We start from the raw sequence: 19,517 nt of genomic DNA, 5'->3' as shown, positions 1-19,517 counted from the left end.
TTTCAAACAGGCTTTATAGCGTTTCTACCTTCTTTGGAACTTACATAAGTAAAACATTAAAAAGGAACTCATTAATTTGGGTTCCTTTTATTTTTTATACTTACTACCACATCCAACTAATCATACCTAGCTTCTTTAGGTTTCGCGCTTAAAACATTTTTAATCCAGTTTTCCTTCATTCTGGAGTTTATGGGTAATTCATAAAATTTATACTATTTTTATGAATATTTATGCTATATTTACGAAAGTCTTAACTTTTGCCCCAATTATTAGGTGATTTATGATATTCTTAGGTTTCCCAATTAACTTCTCAGCTACCGAGTTCTTGGTACGTGAAAGTGATTTACAACATAATTTTTTAAAAACTAAATAAGGGAGGAAGTTGAAGTTCCCGTTCCTGTGTGGATGAAATCTTCAACATAACTAAATAACCATTTTTTATGAAAACCAAAACTAAAACTAAATTTTCAATCTTTCGGCAATTCCTGCCGAAGAGCACGGTGCTTACGCTGCTGCTGTTCTTTGGCGTGGCTTTTGCTTGGCAGGCAGAAGCGCAGCAGTATTGTACTCCAGAAGCCACGAACTCAGATCGATATATCAATAGCTTCACCACTACAGGGGGTGATCAAAATGTAACTAATGAATCCTCTGGTTTCTCCCCGAGTGGCTACGGTGATTTTACTGCTATGACTGTATCACAAGGACCAGGTGGAGTGATTAATTTCGAAGCCAATATCGAAGGTGGAACTGCTGGATTCAGAATCTGGGTTGACTGGAACCAAGACGAAATTTTTAATACAACTGACGAGGTGGCATTTACTTCGAGCGGTTACTTAAGCACTCAAACAGGTTCTTTTTCAGTGCCCGCATCTGCACTGGAAGGATCAACTCGTATGAGAATCGTTAGCCATTGGCTCAGTACATCTGGTGATGTAGATCCATGTGAAACAGGTTTTACCTATGGTGAATTTGAGGACTATACATTTGAAGTTCTCAGCGGCGTGGCATGGGACTGCCCAAACCTTGAGTTAAACATCGGTGACCCTTGTGATGACGGCGATCCAAACACAATAAACGATGTAGTAACGCAAGACTGTGAGTGTGAAGGAGTCATTCCTCCAGACGGAATGGTATGCGAAGCTCCTATTGAAATAGGTTCTTTACCTTATGCTACTACAGACGATACATCTAATTATGAAGATGATTATTCATCGACTGATATGCCACCCCTTGCTCCTGACGCCGTTGGGAATCCCAGTAGTAACTATCTAGGCGGAGATGACGTGGTGTATTCTTATACGCCAACCGCTAATGGGATTGTTGATATATCCGTAACAGATCACGGTTCTTGGGCCGGTGTTTTTGTATTTACTGGATGTGGTCCTTTTGAAAGTACCGTTGGTGGGCATACAAACTCATCATCCACGTTAGATTTGGAGGTTGATGGACTTCTGGTTGAAGCCAATGAAACTTATTATATCGTAATTTCTACGTATGCATCACCACAAACTACCCCTTATACTTTAAGTGTTACAGCAACAGAATTTGACTGCCCAAACCTTGAGTTAAACATCGGTGACCCTTGTGACGACGGCGATCCAAATACTGTGAACGATGTAGTAACAGAAAACTGTGAGTGTGAAGGCGTTCCTGTAGCTACCAACGACGAAGCCTGTACGGCCACTGAAATAGCCTGTGGTGATGAGATTACACAATCCTTAGTTGGTGCAACATCTTCTATGGGTGATGACTGCTTCGGGAGTGGATCTGCAGATGTCTGGTTTACTTTCACTTCAGATGGTTCACAGCAATATACTATTGCGGAAACTTCGTCTTTTGATGCCGTCGTGCAACTTTTTGAAGCCGATGATTGCAACAACCTTACAGAAGTAGGTGCTTGTCAAGATAGTCCAGAAAATTTTGAAGTAAGCGAAGCAGGAACCTATTATTACCGGGTTCGACCTTATTTTTCTTCAGACGATGAAGGTGACATAACTGTTAGTTTAACTTGTATCGTTCCCGGTCCAGGCGCCTCTTGTGATGATGCTATTGCTGTAGAGTGCAATGCAGATCCAGTGACTTACACTTCTATTGGTAGCACAGCCACTAATACAACAACTTGTTCAATGGGTGATGCAGGCTTATGGTTCTCTTTTGAAGGAACAGGAGGTGATATTACGGTTAATTCATCAGCCGATTTTGACCACAAAATGTCCATCAACTCTGGCGCTTGTGGTGACTTGACAAACATTGAATGTATAGACGATGCTCTTTCTAACGGTACTGAAACATATACCATAGAAGCAAGTACTGAAGGTGAAATGTATTATGTGTATGTGGCTCATTGGAGTTCAAGTAGTACTACAACAGGTGACATCACCATTGATATTGACTGTGCTGACCCTGTTACGTGCCCAGAGCCATTTGACTTAGCTGTTAATGATATCACAGAAAATAGTGCAGTGTTTACCTGGACTGCCAACGCTGACCAAAGTGATGTTTATCTTGTGGAAGCAGGGGAACCTGCTCCAGATGAAAGTAGTACTCCAACGCATCCAGAAGTGCTCCCTGGACTAATTCTGGATAATCTAACTGAAAATACAGCTTACGAGGTGTATGTTCGTGCGGATTGTGGTGCATTTGGTGGAGACGATGGCGTAAGTGACTGGGCTGGCCCCGTTGCCTTTACAACACTGGCAACACCGCCAGATAACGACGATTGTGCCAATGCTATGCCTGTTCCATTAGGAACTGACGGCGTAATGGGTGACAATACAGCTGCTACGCCCGACGGGCCAGCAATGGACTGTGCATTCGTAGGAGATGAAGTTCAAAACGATGTATGGTTTAGTTTTGTCGCCCCTGCCGATGGTGATTTGACGATTGAAACATCATCAATCCCAGGGTCCTCTCTCGCTGATACGCAAATACAGGTTTTAGATGATTGTGGTGGCAACGTTCTAGCTTGTGATGAGGATGGGGGAGTATCTCTATTTTCTAAAATTGAACTCGCTTGTGGTGAGTATACACCAGGAGAAACTTATTATGTGCAAGTTGATGGATTTAGTGGCAGTGTTGGCACGTTTAACTTGTCCGTGACGAGTAATAATGAAACTTGTAACGCGTGCGACGCACCCACCAACCTTGCAGTTGATGTGGCAAGTCCTACATTTTCTACGGTTTCTTGGTCAGGAAATGCTGCTGACTATGAGATTGCTTGGGGAGTTTCTCCATACAGTCCTGGTGATCCAGGTGGTAGTCTATTTACTACTGGAGGTTCTACCTCATACGGTGTGGGTACTGATCCTGGCACTGAGTATGATGTATATGTAAGAGCTATTTGCGATGACATAAACAGTGATTGGGCAAGTATATCTTTTACTTCGGAGGAAGCAGATTGTTTAGCGCCATCGAGTACAACAATTGATGCCGTTACTGAAAACAGTGCAGATATCTCTTGGACACCAGCTAATGCAGCAGATGACCATTGGGAGGTTTCAATCACTACTGCAGGCCAAAGTCCAGATGACGGAATGATAGACGAAGTTTTTACCGATCCTTCTTATACCGCAACTGGTTTAGATGCAGCCACAGACTATTGGGTGTATGTTCGAACTGTTTGTTCTAGTGATGCTTTAAGCGATTGGTTTGGAGGTACTCCGTTTACTACGGATGAAGCCGACCCAGATCCTTGCGATGATCCTTTCAATGACGATGCGGCCAATTCTGACGTATATATTTCAAACATTGATATTGCAGGAATTGGAATTGATATAGGTAACCCAGATTTCGATTTTACCTACACCTCTAATAGTATGTCACCTGATGGATATAAGGTTGTTACCGATCCTACGGTTACTGTTTATCCTGGATTACAAGGTTCTTATACCGTGAGTAGTGGTCCTGCTGGAAACAGCGATCAGTACTACTATTCAGTATGGGTAGACCTTAACCAAGATGGATGTTTTGTGGAAGCTGACGATGAGTTAATTATCACGAGCAATGATGTTATCTGGGGCGGTGGAATTCCAAATGGAGCACCTGGTGTTACAGAAGTTCCAATGGCATGGGATACTTATGCTCCTGGTACATACCAAGCTAGAATCCGAAACAGTATGATAGACCATCCGCTAGCTGAAGGTAACGGCGATGGAGAAGCAATAGACTTCACTATTGAAGTGATTACTGAGGCAGATGCCGAGCGACTTTTAGGAATAGGTTCTCAGGTGTTTAACAGTTTCACTTTCTATCCAAACCCAGTTGAAGATCAGTTGAGTTTGAAGGCGAATACACCAATTGAACAAGTTGAAGTGTATAACCTAATCGGTCAAATAGTTATTCAAGGGCAACCAAATGCTCTAGAAACAAACTTGGCTACTGACCAATTACAAGCTGGAGTTTATTTGATGAAAGTCACTATTGACGGCAATCAGAAAACCTTTAGAGTGGTGAAAAATTAGATTTTAAAAATCTCTAATTAAATATGTATCCCCATCTGCATGATTTTATGCAGATGGGGATATTTTTTTGTGGATATAAGTAAATCGTGTGTTGTTACTTCATTTACAAACCATTTTAATTGACAACGGAAGAAAGCGCTATAAAATCGTGGGTGTTAAGTCATTTAACGGTCGTTCGTCTTTGTTGGGCGTTAATGATTGATTATAACAATTACGCCATTAAAAGGATTGAATACGATTTAATTGTTCAGAAAAAAAGAAGGGGAGAAGTTGAGGTTCTCGTACGGATGTGAATAAAATCTTCAACCTAACTAACTAATCAATTTACTTATAAAAACTAAAACTAAGTTTAAATTTTTAGCCTTTCGATAATTCCCGGCTAAGAGCACTATGCCGAAACTGATGCTGTTCTTTAGCGTGGTATGTGCCTGGCAGTCAGAAGCGAAAACCCGAGGCTATAGCAATGTTTCAGCATAAATTATAAAAGCTTTTGTAGAAAGAGAGATTAGCGTATTTAAAAGATTGCTGATTATTTAATTTTTCACCCCATAACACTTTATTTTACGTAAGAAAAACTCTATTTGGTTGATTATTTTGTGTTAATATTTTGTAAAACAGTATTTTATGAATATATTTAGTTCCGTTTATATGAAAAATTGAATCGTTAAGACGGAAAATTATTTTCTAACCATTAAAACAATAACTATTATGAAAAAAATTATTTTACTATCGATTTTAAGTATGTTCTGGACGATACCCATTGTTCTAGGACAGTCGTCACTTTCATCCTCTGGTCAATCTGGAATTACGGTGCAGAATCCACCACCAGGTACAGCATCCAGAGAGTATCAAAACAATCAAGATCAAACAACTAATAATTTGGCACCTGTGGTAATAACTCATAGTGCTACCCAAAACATTGTCGCAAACAACTCTGTAACTTGTAATTCGGGTACTATTCCGGTGGAAAATAGCCTTTTCAGAGATTTTAACCTGGCAGCCGATTTCGGTATAACAGACGAATTTAATGTTACTAGCGCCGAATTTGGAGTAGAGAATAGTGGAGGACCAACAAACCTTACAATTAATATCTATTCTACTTCAACTGCGTTTCCAAGTGGCTATCCTGGGAGTGCGACTTTGCAAGGAACAGCTTCTTATGTTTCTGGAGTTGCAGATGCGGGAACAGTTGTTTCTGTTCCAATTACAGCTACCATTCCAGCTGGGGAAATAATGATTTATGAGCTTAAGATTGATGCGGGTGCTACTGTTTCATGGTTTCAAGGTTCTAATGCAGATGGACAAACGGGAGTTTCTTGGATACAAGCCGAGGAATGTGATATATTTACCCCAACAGATGCAGTAGATATAGGATTTCCCGATATGCATTTAGTAATGAATGTTGTTGGAGAAGTTGCTGGCGGTGGTGGCTTTCCAGACCCATACTGCGCTATTGACTTTTCTACGGTAGAGCCAATTACATTGGTAAATGTTGCCGATATTGATAATAGAAGTAGTGAGGTTATAGATGGATCTCCTGCTCATGAAGATTTTACCGCTATTGTAGGTAATATGGAAGCAGGGGAAACCTATTCAGTTGCCTTAGAAGGTAATACGGGTGGAGGTTTTACTAATAGTTTTACCGTATTTATTGATTGGAACCAGGACGGTAGCTTAGATGGCGCGGATGAGCGTTATGACATTGGTACTATCCAAGGTTCTACTGGTACAGATGGGCAACAAGCCACTGCAGATATTACGGTTCCTTCCGGAGCACTAGAAGGGCCAACCAGAATGCGCGTAGTAAAAAAATTCGGTTCTACTTATCCAGTTGATTCCTGTACAGGTACTAGCTGGGGACAAGCGGAAGACTACACGGTGAATGTTTCTGCTTCAGGATGTACTGCTCCAGAAATGAGTGCTTATGCTTCAGATGATGTGGGTGAACCAATTCAAGGATGTATCGAAGCAGGTGGCGAATACTATGTATATGTAACTCTTTCTGGTGGATCTGGGAATGACACATACAACGTAACTGCAAATAATAATGATCCAGTTGTTGTAGATGCTGATTCCTCTGAAGTTCTTGGACCATTTACAGTTGGTACTGATGTTAGTTTAACTGCTGTAGGTGTTCAAGATGATGGTTGTAGTGTTTCAGCATCCGTTGATTCTCCTGAAATATGTGAGCCAACTGGACCTGATAATGATGACTGCTCTGGTGCAATAGCACTTTCATGCGACGATTCAGTTGCTGGAACTACTGTTGGCGCTACTGAGAGTGGTCTTGAAAGTCCTACTTGTGCTACTGGTTCGCTAGAAGATGTGTTTTACAGCCTTGACGTAACAGCAGGAACGGAATATACCATTACTGTGCAAGGTGCTGACTATGATGCCGTACTTGCAATTTACAGTGGTGAATGTGCCACCTTAGTTGAAATTGACTGTGCCGATAATGGTTTCTCAGCAGGAGATGAAGAAACTATTACTTTCACGGCCACTGCAGATGAAACAATCTTAGTTAGAACATACGACTGGAGTGTTTCTGCTGGAAGCTTCACCATTTCTGTTACTTGTGAACAGCCGTTACCTTGCGATGATCCTTTCAATGACGATGCGGCCAATTCTGATGTTTATATTTCAAACATTGATATTGCAGGAATTGGAATTGATGCTGGTAACCCAGATTTCGATTTCACCTACACCTCTAATAGCATGTCACCTGATGGATATAAGGTTGTTACCAATCCTACGGTTACTGTTTATCCTGGATTACAAGGTGCTTATACCGTGAGTAGTGGTCCTGCTGGAAACAGCGATCAGTACTACTATTCAGTATGGATAGACTTTAACCAAGATGGATGTTTTGATTCAGGTGAACAAATTATCTGGAGCAATGATGTTATCTGGGGCGGTGGAGTTCCAAACGGAGAACCTGGTGTTACAGAAGTGCCAATGGCATGGGAAGGTATAGCCCCTGGTACATACCAAGCTAGAATCCGAAACAGTATGATAGATCATCCGCTAGCTGAAGGTAACGGCGATGGAGAAGCAATAGACTTCACTGTTGATGTGATTACTGAGGCAGATGCCGAGCGACTTTTAGGAATAGGTTCTCAGGTGTTTAGCAGTTTCACTTTCTATCCAAACCCAGTTGAAGATCAGTTGAGTTTGAAGGCGAATACACCAATTGAACAAGTTGAAGTGTATAACCTAGTTGGTCAAATAGTTATTCAAGAGCAACCAAATGCTCTAGAATCAAACTTGGCTACTGACCAATTACAAACTGGAGTTTATTTGATGAAAGTCACTATTGACGGCAATCAGAAAACCTTTAGAGTGGTGAAAAATTAGATTTTAAAAATCTCTAATTAAATATGTATCCCCATCTGTATGATTTTATGCAGATGGGGATATTTTTTTGTGGTTAGAGGTATGTTTTAAAATGTGAATTGTCGCTTCATAAAGAACCTATTTCGGGTATTCTGAAATACGTGTTTTTTGAACTCTTGTGGAGGTTTAGGGGTGTCAGGTTTTTGATAAATAATTCGGGATCCGTCCAAGTATCTTAAAGAGGAGTTTTTAGTTCATAGATTTAGTAATACCTTTGTTTTGTAGCATCTTTTTGTGTTCTTACCTATGCCTTAAAAACAAGCGATTAGCAAGATTGGTATGCAACATATTTAATTCCATTTAGCCCTTAAATACCAGTTTTTTTAAAGCTGCTTATTTATTTGTCATTAAATTTAAAACTTTAACATTATAAGTTTGTTTCCTATGTATCGGGGGGGGGTATTTTTGATGTTGTAAATAATAAATTTAACCTTTAATCTAATAAATTATAAGAAAGTCATTATTTTTCCTAGCTTGCTTTTTAGTTACCTCCTATGGTTTTTCCAGCACAAATTCATTACCAGAATTAAATGAAAAATTAAATCCTAAAGTTGAAAACTATGGAGATGTCAGTGGTTTAGTGAAAGTTGAATTGTCTACATCAATGTCTCCGATTGTTGCGTTAGGAACGTGGACTTGCATTTCTGTAGAAACTTCTTGTGGTATTTACGGTACAGTTTGTGCTTCAACTACTGAAGGTTTGATATTTGCGGCTATGGATTTAGAAGATTGGCTTTGCTGAATTTAAGAGCTGAAATTAGTTAATAAAAGCAGAGCCTAAAAACCTCTGCTTTTACATTATAAATAGAGTATCAAATGAGAGATAAAATACTAATAGTTTTGGCAATCTTGACGTTTGGTGTGATCAGTGCACAGGATGCTAAGAGCATTAATGCAAAATATAAGATATTGTACTTATTGACATATCAGCAAGACTCCACAGATATTGCAAGCCTGAGAGAAGAGCCCATGGAGTTGTTTATTGGTAACGGTTCATCGCTATTCCAAAGTCAATATGTGAGTTACAATGATTCACTTGTTAAAGCTGTTTCAAATAAATATGACGATGATCCGCAAAGAGCAGTTAACTTAACCTTATCATTGAGAAAAAAAACGAAAATTTCCTATATAATTTATAAAACTCCAGAAGAAACTCTTGTGCTGGATAAAATCTTTACTGATAAATTTACCTACGAGGATAATGAAAAGATGAAATGGAAACTTTCTAATGAAACCAAGCATATAGGTAATTATTTATGCCAAAGGGCAACCACTACCTATGGAGGTAGAGATTATACGGCGTGGTATACGAGTGAGGTTCCAATTTCGGATGGACCTTATAAATTTAAAGGTCTTCCTGGATTGATACTTGAAATTCAAGATTCAAGGAAGCAATATGTATTTGAGTTCTTAACACTTGAAAAGAGTGACGATAAATTTACTTTTGACAGAAATAATATTCCAGAAACCACTAAAGAAGAATTTTACAAAGGCTTGAATAATTTTAAAAGGGATATTATAAATCAAATGGATCAAAGAGGCTTTACATTTGATGAGGACAATGCAACAAAGGTTAAAGAAAGTGTAAGGAGAACTAGAAACAACGAAATGGAAATTGTGTATTGAGTTGAATAAATCATAAAAAACACAATCATCTTTAACTCATAAAGAAAAATGAAACAAATAGTAGTTTTCTCAATTGCGATTTTGTTTCTGAATGTCTCCTTTTCACAAACCGTGATAAGTGGAGCATTAATCAGTAATAAAGAAAAACCCATTTTTGGCGCAAGTATTACTATTTTCGAAATAGGTAGTGACAGAGCGATAGCTTATGATATTTCGGATGACAAGGGAAAGTACAGAATAATCGTTTCATCCACAGAAAAAGAATTGGTCATCAACGTGCAGAGTTTGGGATATAAAAAGATATCCAAAATACTTTCTAACCAAACCCATCTCCAGAATTTTGTGTTACAAGAATCACAAATCGAATTAAAGGAAGCTATTCTTAAGGCATATCCTATTACTCGTAAAGGAGATACTTTAAATTACTCAGTGAATACTTTTGTTAAAGAACAAGACCGATCAATCTCGGATGTTTTAAAACGTATGCCAGGTATCGAGGTCCTAAACGATGGAAGAGTTTTGTATGAAGGAAAACCTATAAATAAATATTATATTGAGGGACTAGACTTATTGGCAGGAAAATATAACCTTGCCAATAAGAATCTTCCTGCAAAAGAAGTTTCCCGAGTCCAAATTTTGGAAAACCACCAGCCTATAAAAATATTGGATAGCTTGGAGTTTTCCGAAAGAGCAGCGATTAACATAAAACTTAAGAACAGTTATACTATTACGGGGCAAGCCGAAGTTGCATCTGGTATGGCACCTTTTCTCTGGGATGTCAATCTTAGTCCAATGTTGTTCAGTAAAAAGAGACAAGTACTCACCTCCTATCAAACCAACAATACGGGGAACGATATTGGCACTCAGCTAAAAACGTTGACCGTTGAAGATTTGATGGATCAAATGGAGGATAATTCAGAAAAAAAAGATTGGCTGGGCATACAGCAACTTAATCCTCCCAATTTTGCTAAAAAACGATGGTTGGATAACAACAGCCATTTGTTCACCGCAAATTTTTTACAAAAGCTAAAAAGCGATTATGAATTACGCTTTAACTTTTCGTATCTTAACGATTATCAAAAACAAAATGGACTTTCCAAAACACGACATTTTTTGCCTACAGATACGATTGCCCTTCTAGAGGTTCAGGACAATCAGCTTTATATCAATTCCTTGGAGGCTAATTTAAGCCTTCAAAAAAACACAAAAAGCGGTTACCTAAAAAATAGCTTGCAATTTCATGGCTTTTGGGACAGTCAAACAGGAGTTGTCTACCGCAATGATGAAATGATAGCCCAAAACCTTGATAATCCGTACTTTAAAATATCCAATAGGTTTAAAGCTTTTTTTCCATGGAAAAAACAACTGTTGAAATTTAGCTCCTATTTTGAGATAGACCAAACGCCTCAAACATTAACCGTAAACCCAGGACAATTCAACGATTTGTTGAATCAAGGTAATTTCTATGACGAAGCCTTGCAGAAAATAGACTTGGGTGGCTTTTACACCAAAAATTCCATCGGATTTACTAAAGGATGGGGGGATTTCAGTTTTTCGCCTAAAATTGGATTTCAGTTTGAAAATCAATATTTAGAAAGCAAACTTGCTACTTCTGAAAACCTAAGCTTAGATCAGTATTATTCCAATAGTTTGTATTGGAAACGTTCCAAAACATACTTATACTTGCAAACTCAATATAAAAAAGAAAGATGGCGCTTGCGGTTGGAGACTCCCTTAAATCTACATTCCCATACTATTGAAGATGAATCATTGCAAAAATCACAAAAGTCACAAAAACTTACCTTTGACCCTCGGTTTTCGATAATCTATGATGTGAATACCTTTTGGAAATTGAATGCATCCATTGGTTCTGGAAAAAAATTTGGCACGATCGACCAATTGCACTACGGATTTATTTTAAAGGATTATAAGAGTTTAATCCGTGTTGATGCCCCGTTGTCCGAAACTTTAAATCAGGACTTCACTGGAGGCGTTTTCTATCGAAATTCGATAGAATCTTTATTCTGGAATTTGTTTTACACATATACGACTACTGACAATAATTTAATTTACAATACAAAAATTTTGGAGAGTGGATCGAGTGAAATTCAAGCAATTCGTCTTGATAATACGAGGATAAGCAATAATTTCTCGAGCCGTTTCAGTAAATATTTCAATGTGATAAAAACAAGTGTTACCCTTAACGCCAACTATAGTTCGCAAGATTTTGAACAGATTCTCAATACAGAGCTGACCGATATTAAAATTCAGAATTGGGGTATTGGCGGAAAGCTGGATATGAATTTCACAAACTGGTTCAACGTTAATTATAAAGTGGATTTTTTGTTTTCCAAAAATAAAATTCAAGAAAATCCAAACCGAACCCTTCAATATCAGATCCATGCCGCTCAGATTAATTTACATCCGAAAGAAATGCTTTATTTTAGTTTAAAGTCGGAATACATGCACAGCATATTATTTAGTGAAAATACCAAGAATGTTTTTATCGATCTAGTGTGGCGATATATCTGGAAACAGAAAAATATCGATTTTGAGATACAGTGGAATAATATTTTAAACTCAAGAAAGTATCGCGTCGTAAGTGCTGACGCTTTCAGTTACGTGGAAACCGATTATCAGCTTCGTCCATCTCAAGTAATGTTTAAGATGCGATTTTCACTTTAAGCTAGTTCTATAATAGCCAAATAATTATCTTTATAATAGATTTTGAAAATAACATTGCGATCATCTGATTTTACCATCTTTGGTGTTAGATTAATTGTTGCATATTCACGTTGCATGAATTTACAGCAAAACTATTTTAATTGGGTCTAAAGTTAGGATTTGGTTTTAAGATCTTAAAGTAACCGGTCAGTTTTAGCTTAGTTCAGGTCATCGCTTTACACGTTTTGTATATATAAAAGCAAACACGTATTTTTGAAATAAAAAGAGGAGTACCAATACTAACATTCACCATTGAAAAGGGGGTAATACAAAGTGCAAAGGAGTACGCTAAAGAAAATAGGGGCAGCGCCTCGCGGAAATGGTAGAGAAATACTTCAAACTGCATACTGGAAATAGGAAGAAAATTCGACCAAACCATCTTTTATTTAGAATTCAAATTCTTAGAGAGGTAATTAAAACTGACCCAGAAATAGATTATAAAAAAGTCTTAACCGAGGAGCTCTCAAAGAAATAAGGCGTATATACTTTTTATTGATTCAGTTTCCGTGTTAAATTGTATTTCCGACTTAATATGTTTTACAAATCAATAAATTAAGGAAATGAGTCAACTTCGCTTAAAAAATCTTTTCATACTAATACTTATTTTTATAGGCGGCACGAGCATCGCCCAAACCGAACTAAAGGGTAAGGTAGCAGACTTCGCAACCTTCCAGCCTATTGAAAGCGCTAGTGTGTATATTAAGAACACTACCATAGGCTCCATTAGTAATGCCGATGGAAATTTTGTATTAAATGTGCCCCAAAGACATTTGGACGATACCTTGGTAATTTCGTCTATAGGCTACAAAAGCTATAATGTGGTAATTGCTGATTTTGAAAATGGACCTGATATTTTTTTGGAAGAAGACATCGCTTCCTTAGATGAGGTGGTAATAGTTGCAGATCAACGCCCCACAACGGGAAATGGAATTGTTCAACGCGCTATTGAGAAACTGCCGAGTAATTTGCCCGAGGAACCATACCTTCAAAAAGGGTTTTTACGCCATAAAGAACGCAATAAGAAAGAGTACAAGTGGCTTGTAGAAAGCGCCATTACATTATACGATTCCAGTTATGCCGCCGGTGCTAAGGATAATCTAAAAATAAATGTAGATGAAACGCGGAAAAGTTATGACTTAAGAGATATTGACAGTCTGTTTACCTATTCGGCCTACCTAAAGAGTAAAGGTTTAAATAGTGAAAATAGCAATAGGAATTCCGTAAAAACTGAGGCCTTGATAGACGCTATAAAATGGAATGACAGAAGGGTGAACGGTTTGGACAATCTTTTTCAAGGTAAGTTGAATCTAGTGCGAAACAGTAATAGTACTGGATCCTTGTTCGGAAAAAATGTCTTGGAGAAACATCAGTTTCATTTAGATACCATTTTGGTTGACAATGGAAGAAAACTCTATAAAATCAAGATACAAAAAGGCGATAGCTTTGTAGGTTTAAATACGCCTGGTATTTATAACGAAGGCTTTGAGCCAAAAGGGTGGATTTATATTTATTATGATAATTACGCTATTAAAAAAGTGGAGTACAATTTAATCGCGGGTTCTGATGTTCAGAAAAAAAGAAGCAAAAGTCTATATGATACCCAAAACCTCCATAATTTAATACTAACCTACAGGGAGTACGATGGTAAAATGTATCCTAGTTATATTTATTACGAAACCCCTAAGCTGGTAAACATTGGCGATAGGTCTTCAGATAGGACAAAAACTGAATCGGAGCCTGGTTTTGATAAGGGAGAACAGTATTATTATACCGTTCAGGAAATTCTTTTTAATGATTTAATACTAGATCCAGAACAAATCAGTCAAGAGCTTCAGGACAATAATTGGTCTGCAGATATCTTTTTGAGCAAGCCCTACAACGCGGCTTTTTGGAAAAATTATAATGTTTTGTTAGAGAGCAAAGAAGAGGAAAAGCTTATACTAGACCTTTCTAAACGAGCTACATTGTTTAAAGAGTAATTCAATTAGTCGTGTCCGACTAAGATATAAGACCGCTGCGCTGAAATACATAAGACGTAAGACTTGCTTTTTAATAGATTGAAAACTAGATAAAATTGATTAAACATACTTTTTAATTGATAAATTTTGATGCTAAGTATAATAGCATGCTGTCATTAAATAAAAAATATTCTAATGGCCTATTATCTGTGACTCAACAAATTTTCTCACTCTTTTAATCGGACACTGATGTAATTTTTAAAAAAAACTCATAACTCATAACTCATAACTGATAACTTTTCATATCTTTGCCGCCCTAAAGAGAGGAGGTGATGACACTATGTTAATTATACCAGTTAAAGACGGAGAAAATATCGATAGAGCGCTAAAACGTTTTAAGCGTAAATTTGATCGTACCGGAACGATGCGTCAGTTGCGTGCAAGACAAGCTTTTAAGAAGCCATCTGTTAAGAAAAGAGCGCAAATGCAAAAAGCGCAATACATTCAGAATCTTAGAGATCAAGAAGATATCTAGTAAATAACTGCTTAGGCAGAAATTTTATACATACAAATCCGTTGGAATTTTTTTCCAGCGGATTTTTTTTGGTTAAAATCTATTGGGTTGTTGAGTTATTAGGTTATTTTGTATTAGAAACCAGAAACAAGAACCTCATGGTCTTCCAAGCATTCACAGATTATCTTCAACTCGAAAAAAAGTACTCGCCGCACACGGTCACTGCGTATGTAAGAGACTTGGAGGTGTTTGCTGCTTTTGCTGCTGATGAGTTTCAGGATGCTAATATTGTAAACATCAATTATGCTATTGTAAGAAGTTGGATTGTATCTTTGGTAGATTCGGGAATTTCGAACAGGAGTGTAAACCGAAAAGTTTCTTCCTTAAACACCTATTATAAGTTTCTTTTAAAGACAAAGCAGATTTCGGTTAATCCCTTGGCGAAACACAAAGCCTTAAAGACTTCTAAAAAAATTCAAGTCCCTTTTTCTGAACATGAAATTAGTAGCGTTACGGAACTTCTAGAAACAGAAAATAGTTTTGAAGGCTTGCGGAATCTTTTAATGGTGGAGTTGTTTTACACTACCGGTATTAGGCGGGCAGAGTTAATAAATGTGCGGTTAAACGATGTTTCATTTGCGCAAAAAACAATCAAAGTATTGGGTAAAAGGAAGAAGGAGCGTATTATTCCGTTGCTGCCAAGCGTGCTTGAAACTCTTGAGGCGTATATGCCTATGCGCGATCAATTGGAGCATATAAGTGATGCGGCTTATTTGTTTTTAACGGCAAAAGGGGTTAAAATATATGAAAATCTTGTCTATCGCATTATAAATACTTACTTTAGTAACGCATCCGAAAAGGTGAAGAAGAGCCCGCATATGTTGCGGCATTCTTTTGCAACACACCTTTTAAACGAAGGTGCAGACATTAACTCGGTAAAAGAGCTTCTGGGGCATTCCAGTCTTGCTTCTACGCAGGTTTATACGCAAAACAGTATAGCTAAGTTGAAGCAAGTGCATAAAGGCTCACATCCCCGTAATCAATAGAGAATAGCTTATGGCGTAAAATTACGTATTACACATTACATAATTTTAAAAACTATACATATGAAAGTAAATGTACAAGCTCCTAATTTTACGGCTAAGGATGAGTTGATGGAATTTCTTCAAAATAGATTGTCTAAGTTGGAACAGTTTTATGATAAGATAATTTTTGCAGATGTTTTTTTAAAAGTCCAGAAAACGAGCGAGAAGGAAAATAAAATAGTTGAAATCCTGCTTAGCATTCCTGGCGATGAGGTAATGGTGAAGAAAGAAGCAAAGACTTTTGAAGAGGCGATAGACGCAGTTGTAAAGACTCTAGAACGACAACTTAAAAAGCATAAACAGAAACAAAAAGCATATTTGTGATATTTTTTTTTAAAAAAAGTTTTGTGGAGAAAATAAATTCTCTACATTTGCAGTCCGTTAGAAATAGCGGGCTTTTTTTATGGGTTGGAAATGATCTAATAAAAGAAAAAAGCCGATGTAGCTCAGCTGGCTAGAGCAGCTGATTTGTAATCAGCAGGTCGTGGGTTCGAGTCCCTCTATCGGCTCTTAATTTCTGCGAATGCAGGAATCCCAAGCAGTGGTTTTGGGGATAGTTCTTAAAAACATTGAATTTTGAAATTTCTACCGAATGATTTTCGGAGTTGAAGTTTCAGAAGATTTGGGGAGATACTCAAGCGGCCAACGAGGGCAGACTGTAAATCTGCTGACTACGTCTTCGCAGGTTCGAATCCTGCTCTCCCCACAACATTTTTGCGAAAGCAAGAATCTCAAATTTGAAAACCAAGTTATTAAAGAATTGGCTCTGAATTTGAAAACTGTTCTTTACAATATTGAAAACACTTTGATTAAGTTCTAAAATAACTTTTAAATTCTCTAGAGTTTGGGGTTTGACTCGATAGCTATCGAGATTGGAATTTATTTGAAAAATTACGGGGGGTGCTCTCCCGATAGTTATCGAGATGGTAGAGCGTCGCGATAGGTATAAAAAGAGTATAATGCGGGAGTAGCTCTCCCGATAGTTATCGGGATGGTAGAGCGTCGTGATAGGTATAAAAAGAGTATAATGCGGGAGTAGCTCAGTTGGTAGAGCGTCAGCCTTCCAAGCTGAATGTCGCCGGTTCGAACCCGGTCTCCCGCTCTAAAGTTATTGGTCAATAGTTACGTTATTTTTGGAATAACGAGCAGCTTGAGGCCTGGAACTGTCACCCCTGAGCGCAGTCGAGGGGCTAACTAAAATAGGCCGATGTAGCTCAGGGGTAGAGCGTTTCCTTGGTAAGGAAGAGGTCATGGGTTCAATTCCCATCATTGGCTCAAAAGTCAGTGCATTTGTCCCGATATTTTTTCGGGATTCGTCATTGGCTCAAGTTGTTAATACAATAGATCACTAATATATAACTAAGATTAAAATTAATACAAAATGGCAAAAGAAAAATTCGATCGGTCAAAACCACACTTGAATATTGGTACAATTGGACACGTAGATCACGGAAAAACAACCACGACTGCAGCTATTACTAAAGTATTGGCTGATGCAGGGCACTCTGCCGCGACATCATTTGATCAAATTGATAATGCGCCAGAAGAAAAAGAAAGAGGGATTACAATTAACTCTTCTCACGTAGAATACCAAACTGCTAATCGTCACTACGCACACGTTGACTGTCCTGGTCACGCGGATTACGTAAAGAACATGGTAACTGGTGCTGCGCAAATGGACGGTGCTATTCTTGTGGTTGCTGCTACAGATGGTCCTATGCCACAAACACGTGAGCACATCTTGCTAGGTCGCCAGGTTGGTATTCCTAGGATCGTTGTGTTTATGAACAAAGTTGACTTGGTTGATGATGAGGAGCTTTTAGAGTTGGTTGAAATGGAAATTCGTGACCTTCTTAGCTTTTACGAGTATGATGGTGACAATGGTCCTGTTGTTCAAGGTTCTGCTTTAGGAGCACTTAATGGTGAGCAAAAGTGGGTTGATGCACTACTTAAACTAATGGATGAGGTTGATGCATGGATTGAAGAGCCAGTACGTGATACTGATAAGCCTTTCTTGATGCCTATTGAAGATGTATTCTCTATTACTGGTCGTGGTACTGTTGCTACGGGTCGTATAGAAACCGGTGTTGCTAAAACTGGAGATCCAGTTGAAATTATCGGGATGGGTGCTGAAAAATTAAACTCAACTATTACTGGTATTGAAATGTTCCGTCAGATCCTAGATAGAGGTGAAGCTGGAGATAACGCTGGTATTTTGTTGAGAGGTATTGAAAAAACACAGATCTCTAGAGGTATGGTAATTACTAAGCCTGGATCTGTAACGCCACACGCTAAGTTTAAAGCTGAGGTTTATATTCTTAAAAAAGAAGAAGGTGGGCGTCACACGCCATTCCACAACAACTACCGTCCTCAGTTCTACGTTCGTACTACTGATGTAACTGGAACAATTAACCTTCCAGATGGTGTTGAAATGGTAATGCCTGGTGATAACTTGACAATTACTGTAGAATTGCTACAACCAATTGCAATGAATGTAGGTCTTCGTTTCGCTATCCGTGAAGGTGGACGTACCGTAGGTGCAGGTCAAGTTACTGAATTGTTAGATTAATAATCTTATAATAAAGAGTCAAAAGGTGTCCACTGCGGTGGATACCTTGGCTTTTTAATCATGTTTTGCACTACTAAGGGTTTAAATTTGTAAGGTTTTATTTCAAAACACGTTTGTATTTTTTTGAATATGAATGAGTTGCCGAAAATAAATATTTATTTACGGGTTTAGTTATCGGGATGGTAGAGCACGAGGAGTAAAGTGAAAATATTTATTTACGGGTTTAGCTCTCCCGATAGTTATCGGGATGGTGGAGCACGAGGAGTAAAGTGAAAATATTTATTTACGGGTTTAGCTCAGTTGGTAGAGCACTGGTCTCCAAAACCAGGTGTCGTGAGTTCGAGTCTCTCAACCCGTGCTATGTTCCTGAAAGTTGGAAACTCCTTCCTTGAAAGGAAAAACATTAATACTACTGCAGAATGGTAAATTATATTACAGAATCTTATAAAGAGCTTAGGAATCACGTTACATGGACTACTTGGTCAGAAGCGCAGCGACTTACTGTAGTGGTTGCGGTTTTCTCTATTTTGTTGGCTTTGACTGTTTGGGGCGTTGATACGGTCTTCAGTAAAGTTGTAGCCTTATATTTTGATTGGATTAAGTCTTAAGAAATGGCCGAAACTTCAAAAACAAAAAAGTGGTATGTAGTCCGTTCAGTAAGCGGGCAGGAGAACAAGATAAAGTCTTATATTGAAAGCGATATAAAGCGATTAGAGCTTGAAGACTATATTGAAGAGGTGTTGGTTCCTACCGAAAAAGTAATCCAAATACGAAACGGAAAAAAAGTTAATAAGGAACGTGTTTACTTTCCTGGTTACATCATGATTAAAGCTAATTTAGGAGGAGAAGTTCCTCACATCATTAAATCTATTAATGGAGTTATCGGCTTTTTAGGAGAGGTAAAAGGAGGAGATCCTGTGCCGCTTAGACAATCTGAAGTAAACCGAATGTTAGGTAAGGTTGATGAACTGTCAGTAAAAGATGACAGTGTGAACATTCCATTCGTAATTGGTGAAACTATAAAAGTTATTGATGGTCCGTTTAATGGATTTAACGGAACCGTTGAAAAAATAAATGAAGAAAAACGCAAGCTTGAAGTTATGGTGAAAATTTTCGGAAGAAAAACACCATTGGAATTAAGTTATATGCAAGTTGAAAAAGTTTAATTGTTACGCCTAAATAGGTTTT

Annotated in this window: 11 protein-coding genes and 5 tRNA genes; all 16 read left to right on the top strand. The window is 38.0% G+C overall.

Annotated elements, in window-relative coordinates; genetic code table 11:
- Positions 1-440 precede the first annotated feature (440 nt).
- The 16 genes from QPK98_RS00125 to nusG all read left to right on the top strand — a co-directional run bounded on the left by QPK98_RS00125 (position 441) and on the right by nusG (position 19,495).
- Positions 441-4,460 (top strand): GEVED domain-containing protein, encoded by a 4,020-nt coding sequence (locus tag QPK98_RS00125; RefSeq protein ID WP_310990957.1) that lies wholly within the window; start codon positions 441-443, stop codon positions 4,458-4,460.
- Between the two features lie 708 nt (positions 4,461-5,168).
- Positions 5,169-7,814, top strand: coding sequence for a GEVED domain-containing protein (locus QPK98_RS00120; protein WP_310990956.1), 2,646 nt, complete (start codon positions 5,169-5,171; stop codon positions 7,812-7,814).
- An 855-nt stretch (positions 7,815-8,669) separates the two neighbouring features.
- A complete protein-coding gene (locus QPK98_RS00115; RefSeq protein ID WP_310990955.1) occupies positions 8,670-9,479 on the top strand; it encodes a GLPGLI family protein in 810 nt (269 codons plus the stop codon).
- Between the two features lie 48 nt (positions 9,480-9,527).
- Positions 9,528-12,164: a TonB-dependent receptor gene (locus QPK98_RS00110; RefSeq protein WP_310990954.1), complete on the top strand. Its 2,637-nt coding sequence runs from the start codon at positions 9,528-9,530 to the stop codon at positions 12,162-12,164.
- A 599-nt stretch (positions 12,165-12,763) separates the two neighbouring features.
- Positions 12,764-14,182, top strand: coding sequence for a carboxypeptidase-like regulatory domain-containing protein (locus QPK98_RS00105; protein ID WP_310990953.1), 1,419 nt, complete (start codon positions 12,764-12,766; stop codon positions 14,180-14,182).
- 319 nt (positions 14,183-14,501) lie between these two features.
- Positions 14,502-14,696: a 30S ribosomal protein S21 gene (gene rpsU / locus QPK98_RS00100; protein WP_310990952.1), complete on the top strand. Its 195-nt coding sequence runs from the start codon at positions 14,502-14,504 to the stop codon at positions 14,694-14,696.
- A gap of 137 nt (positions 14,697-14,833) precedes the next feature.
- Complete coding sequence (locus QPK98_RS00095) at positions 14,834-15,721, top strand: tyrosine-type recombinase/integrase (protein WP_310990951.1); 888 nt, start codon at positions 14,834-14,836, stop codon at positions 15,719-15,721.
- A gap of 60 nt (positions 15,722-15,781) precedes the next feature.
- A complete protein-coding gene (gene hpf / locus QPK98_RS00090; protein WP_310990950.1) occupies positions 15,782-16,084 on the top strand; it encodes a ribosome hibernation-promoting factor, HPF/YfiA family in 303 nt (100 codons plus the stop codon).
- 111 nt (positions 16,085-16,195) lie between these two features.
- A tRNA-Thr gene (locus QPK98_RS00085) sits at positions 16,196-16,269 on the top strand.
- Between the two features lie 115 nt (positions 16,270-16,384).
- A tRNA-Tyr gene (locus tag QPK98_RS00080) sits at positions 16,385-16,466 on the top strand.
- A 323-nt stretch (positions 16,467-16,789) separates the two neighbouring features.
- Positions 16,790-16,862: transfer RNA gene (locus QPK98_RS00075), tRNA-Gly, on the top strand.
- 101 nt (positions 16,863-16,963) lie between these two features.
- A tRNA-Thr gene (locus QPK98_RS00070) sits at positions 16,964-17,035 on the top strand.
- Positions 17,036-17,141: 106 nt separating this feature from the next.
- The gene (gene tuf / locus QPK98_RS00065; RefSeq protein ID WP_310990949.1) at positions 17,142-18,329 is read left to right on the top strand and encodes an elongation factor Tu; all 1,188 of its coding nucleotides are present in this window, start codon (positions 17,142-17,144) and stop codon (positions 18,327-18,329) included.
- A gap of 285 nt (positions 18,330-18,614) precedes the next feature.
- Positions 18,615-18,687, top strand: a tRNA-Trp gene (locus QPK98_RS00060).
- 61 nt (positions 18,688-18,748) lie between these two features.
- Positions 18,749-18,937, top strand: a complete 189-nt coding sequence (gene secE, locus QPK98_RS00055) for a preprotein translocase subunit SecE (protein ID WP_310990948.1) — start codon at positions 18,749-18,751, stop codon at positions 18,935-18,937.
- Between the two features lie 3 nt (positions 18,938-18,940).
- Entirely contained in the window at positions 18,941-19,495 is a 555-nt protein-coding gene (nusG, locus tag QPK98_RS00050; protein ID WP_310990946.1) for a transcription termination/antitermination protein NusG, read from the top strand.
- Positions 19,496-19,517 lie beyond the last annotated feature (22 nt).

This window comes from Aequorivita marina (assembly GCF_031631895.2).
Classification (GTDB): domain Bacteria; phylum Bacteroidota; class Bacteroidia; order Flavobacteriales; family Flavobacteriaceae; genus Aequorivita; species Aequorivita marina.
This window is presented reverse-complemented; position numbering and strand designations above follow the sequence as displayed.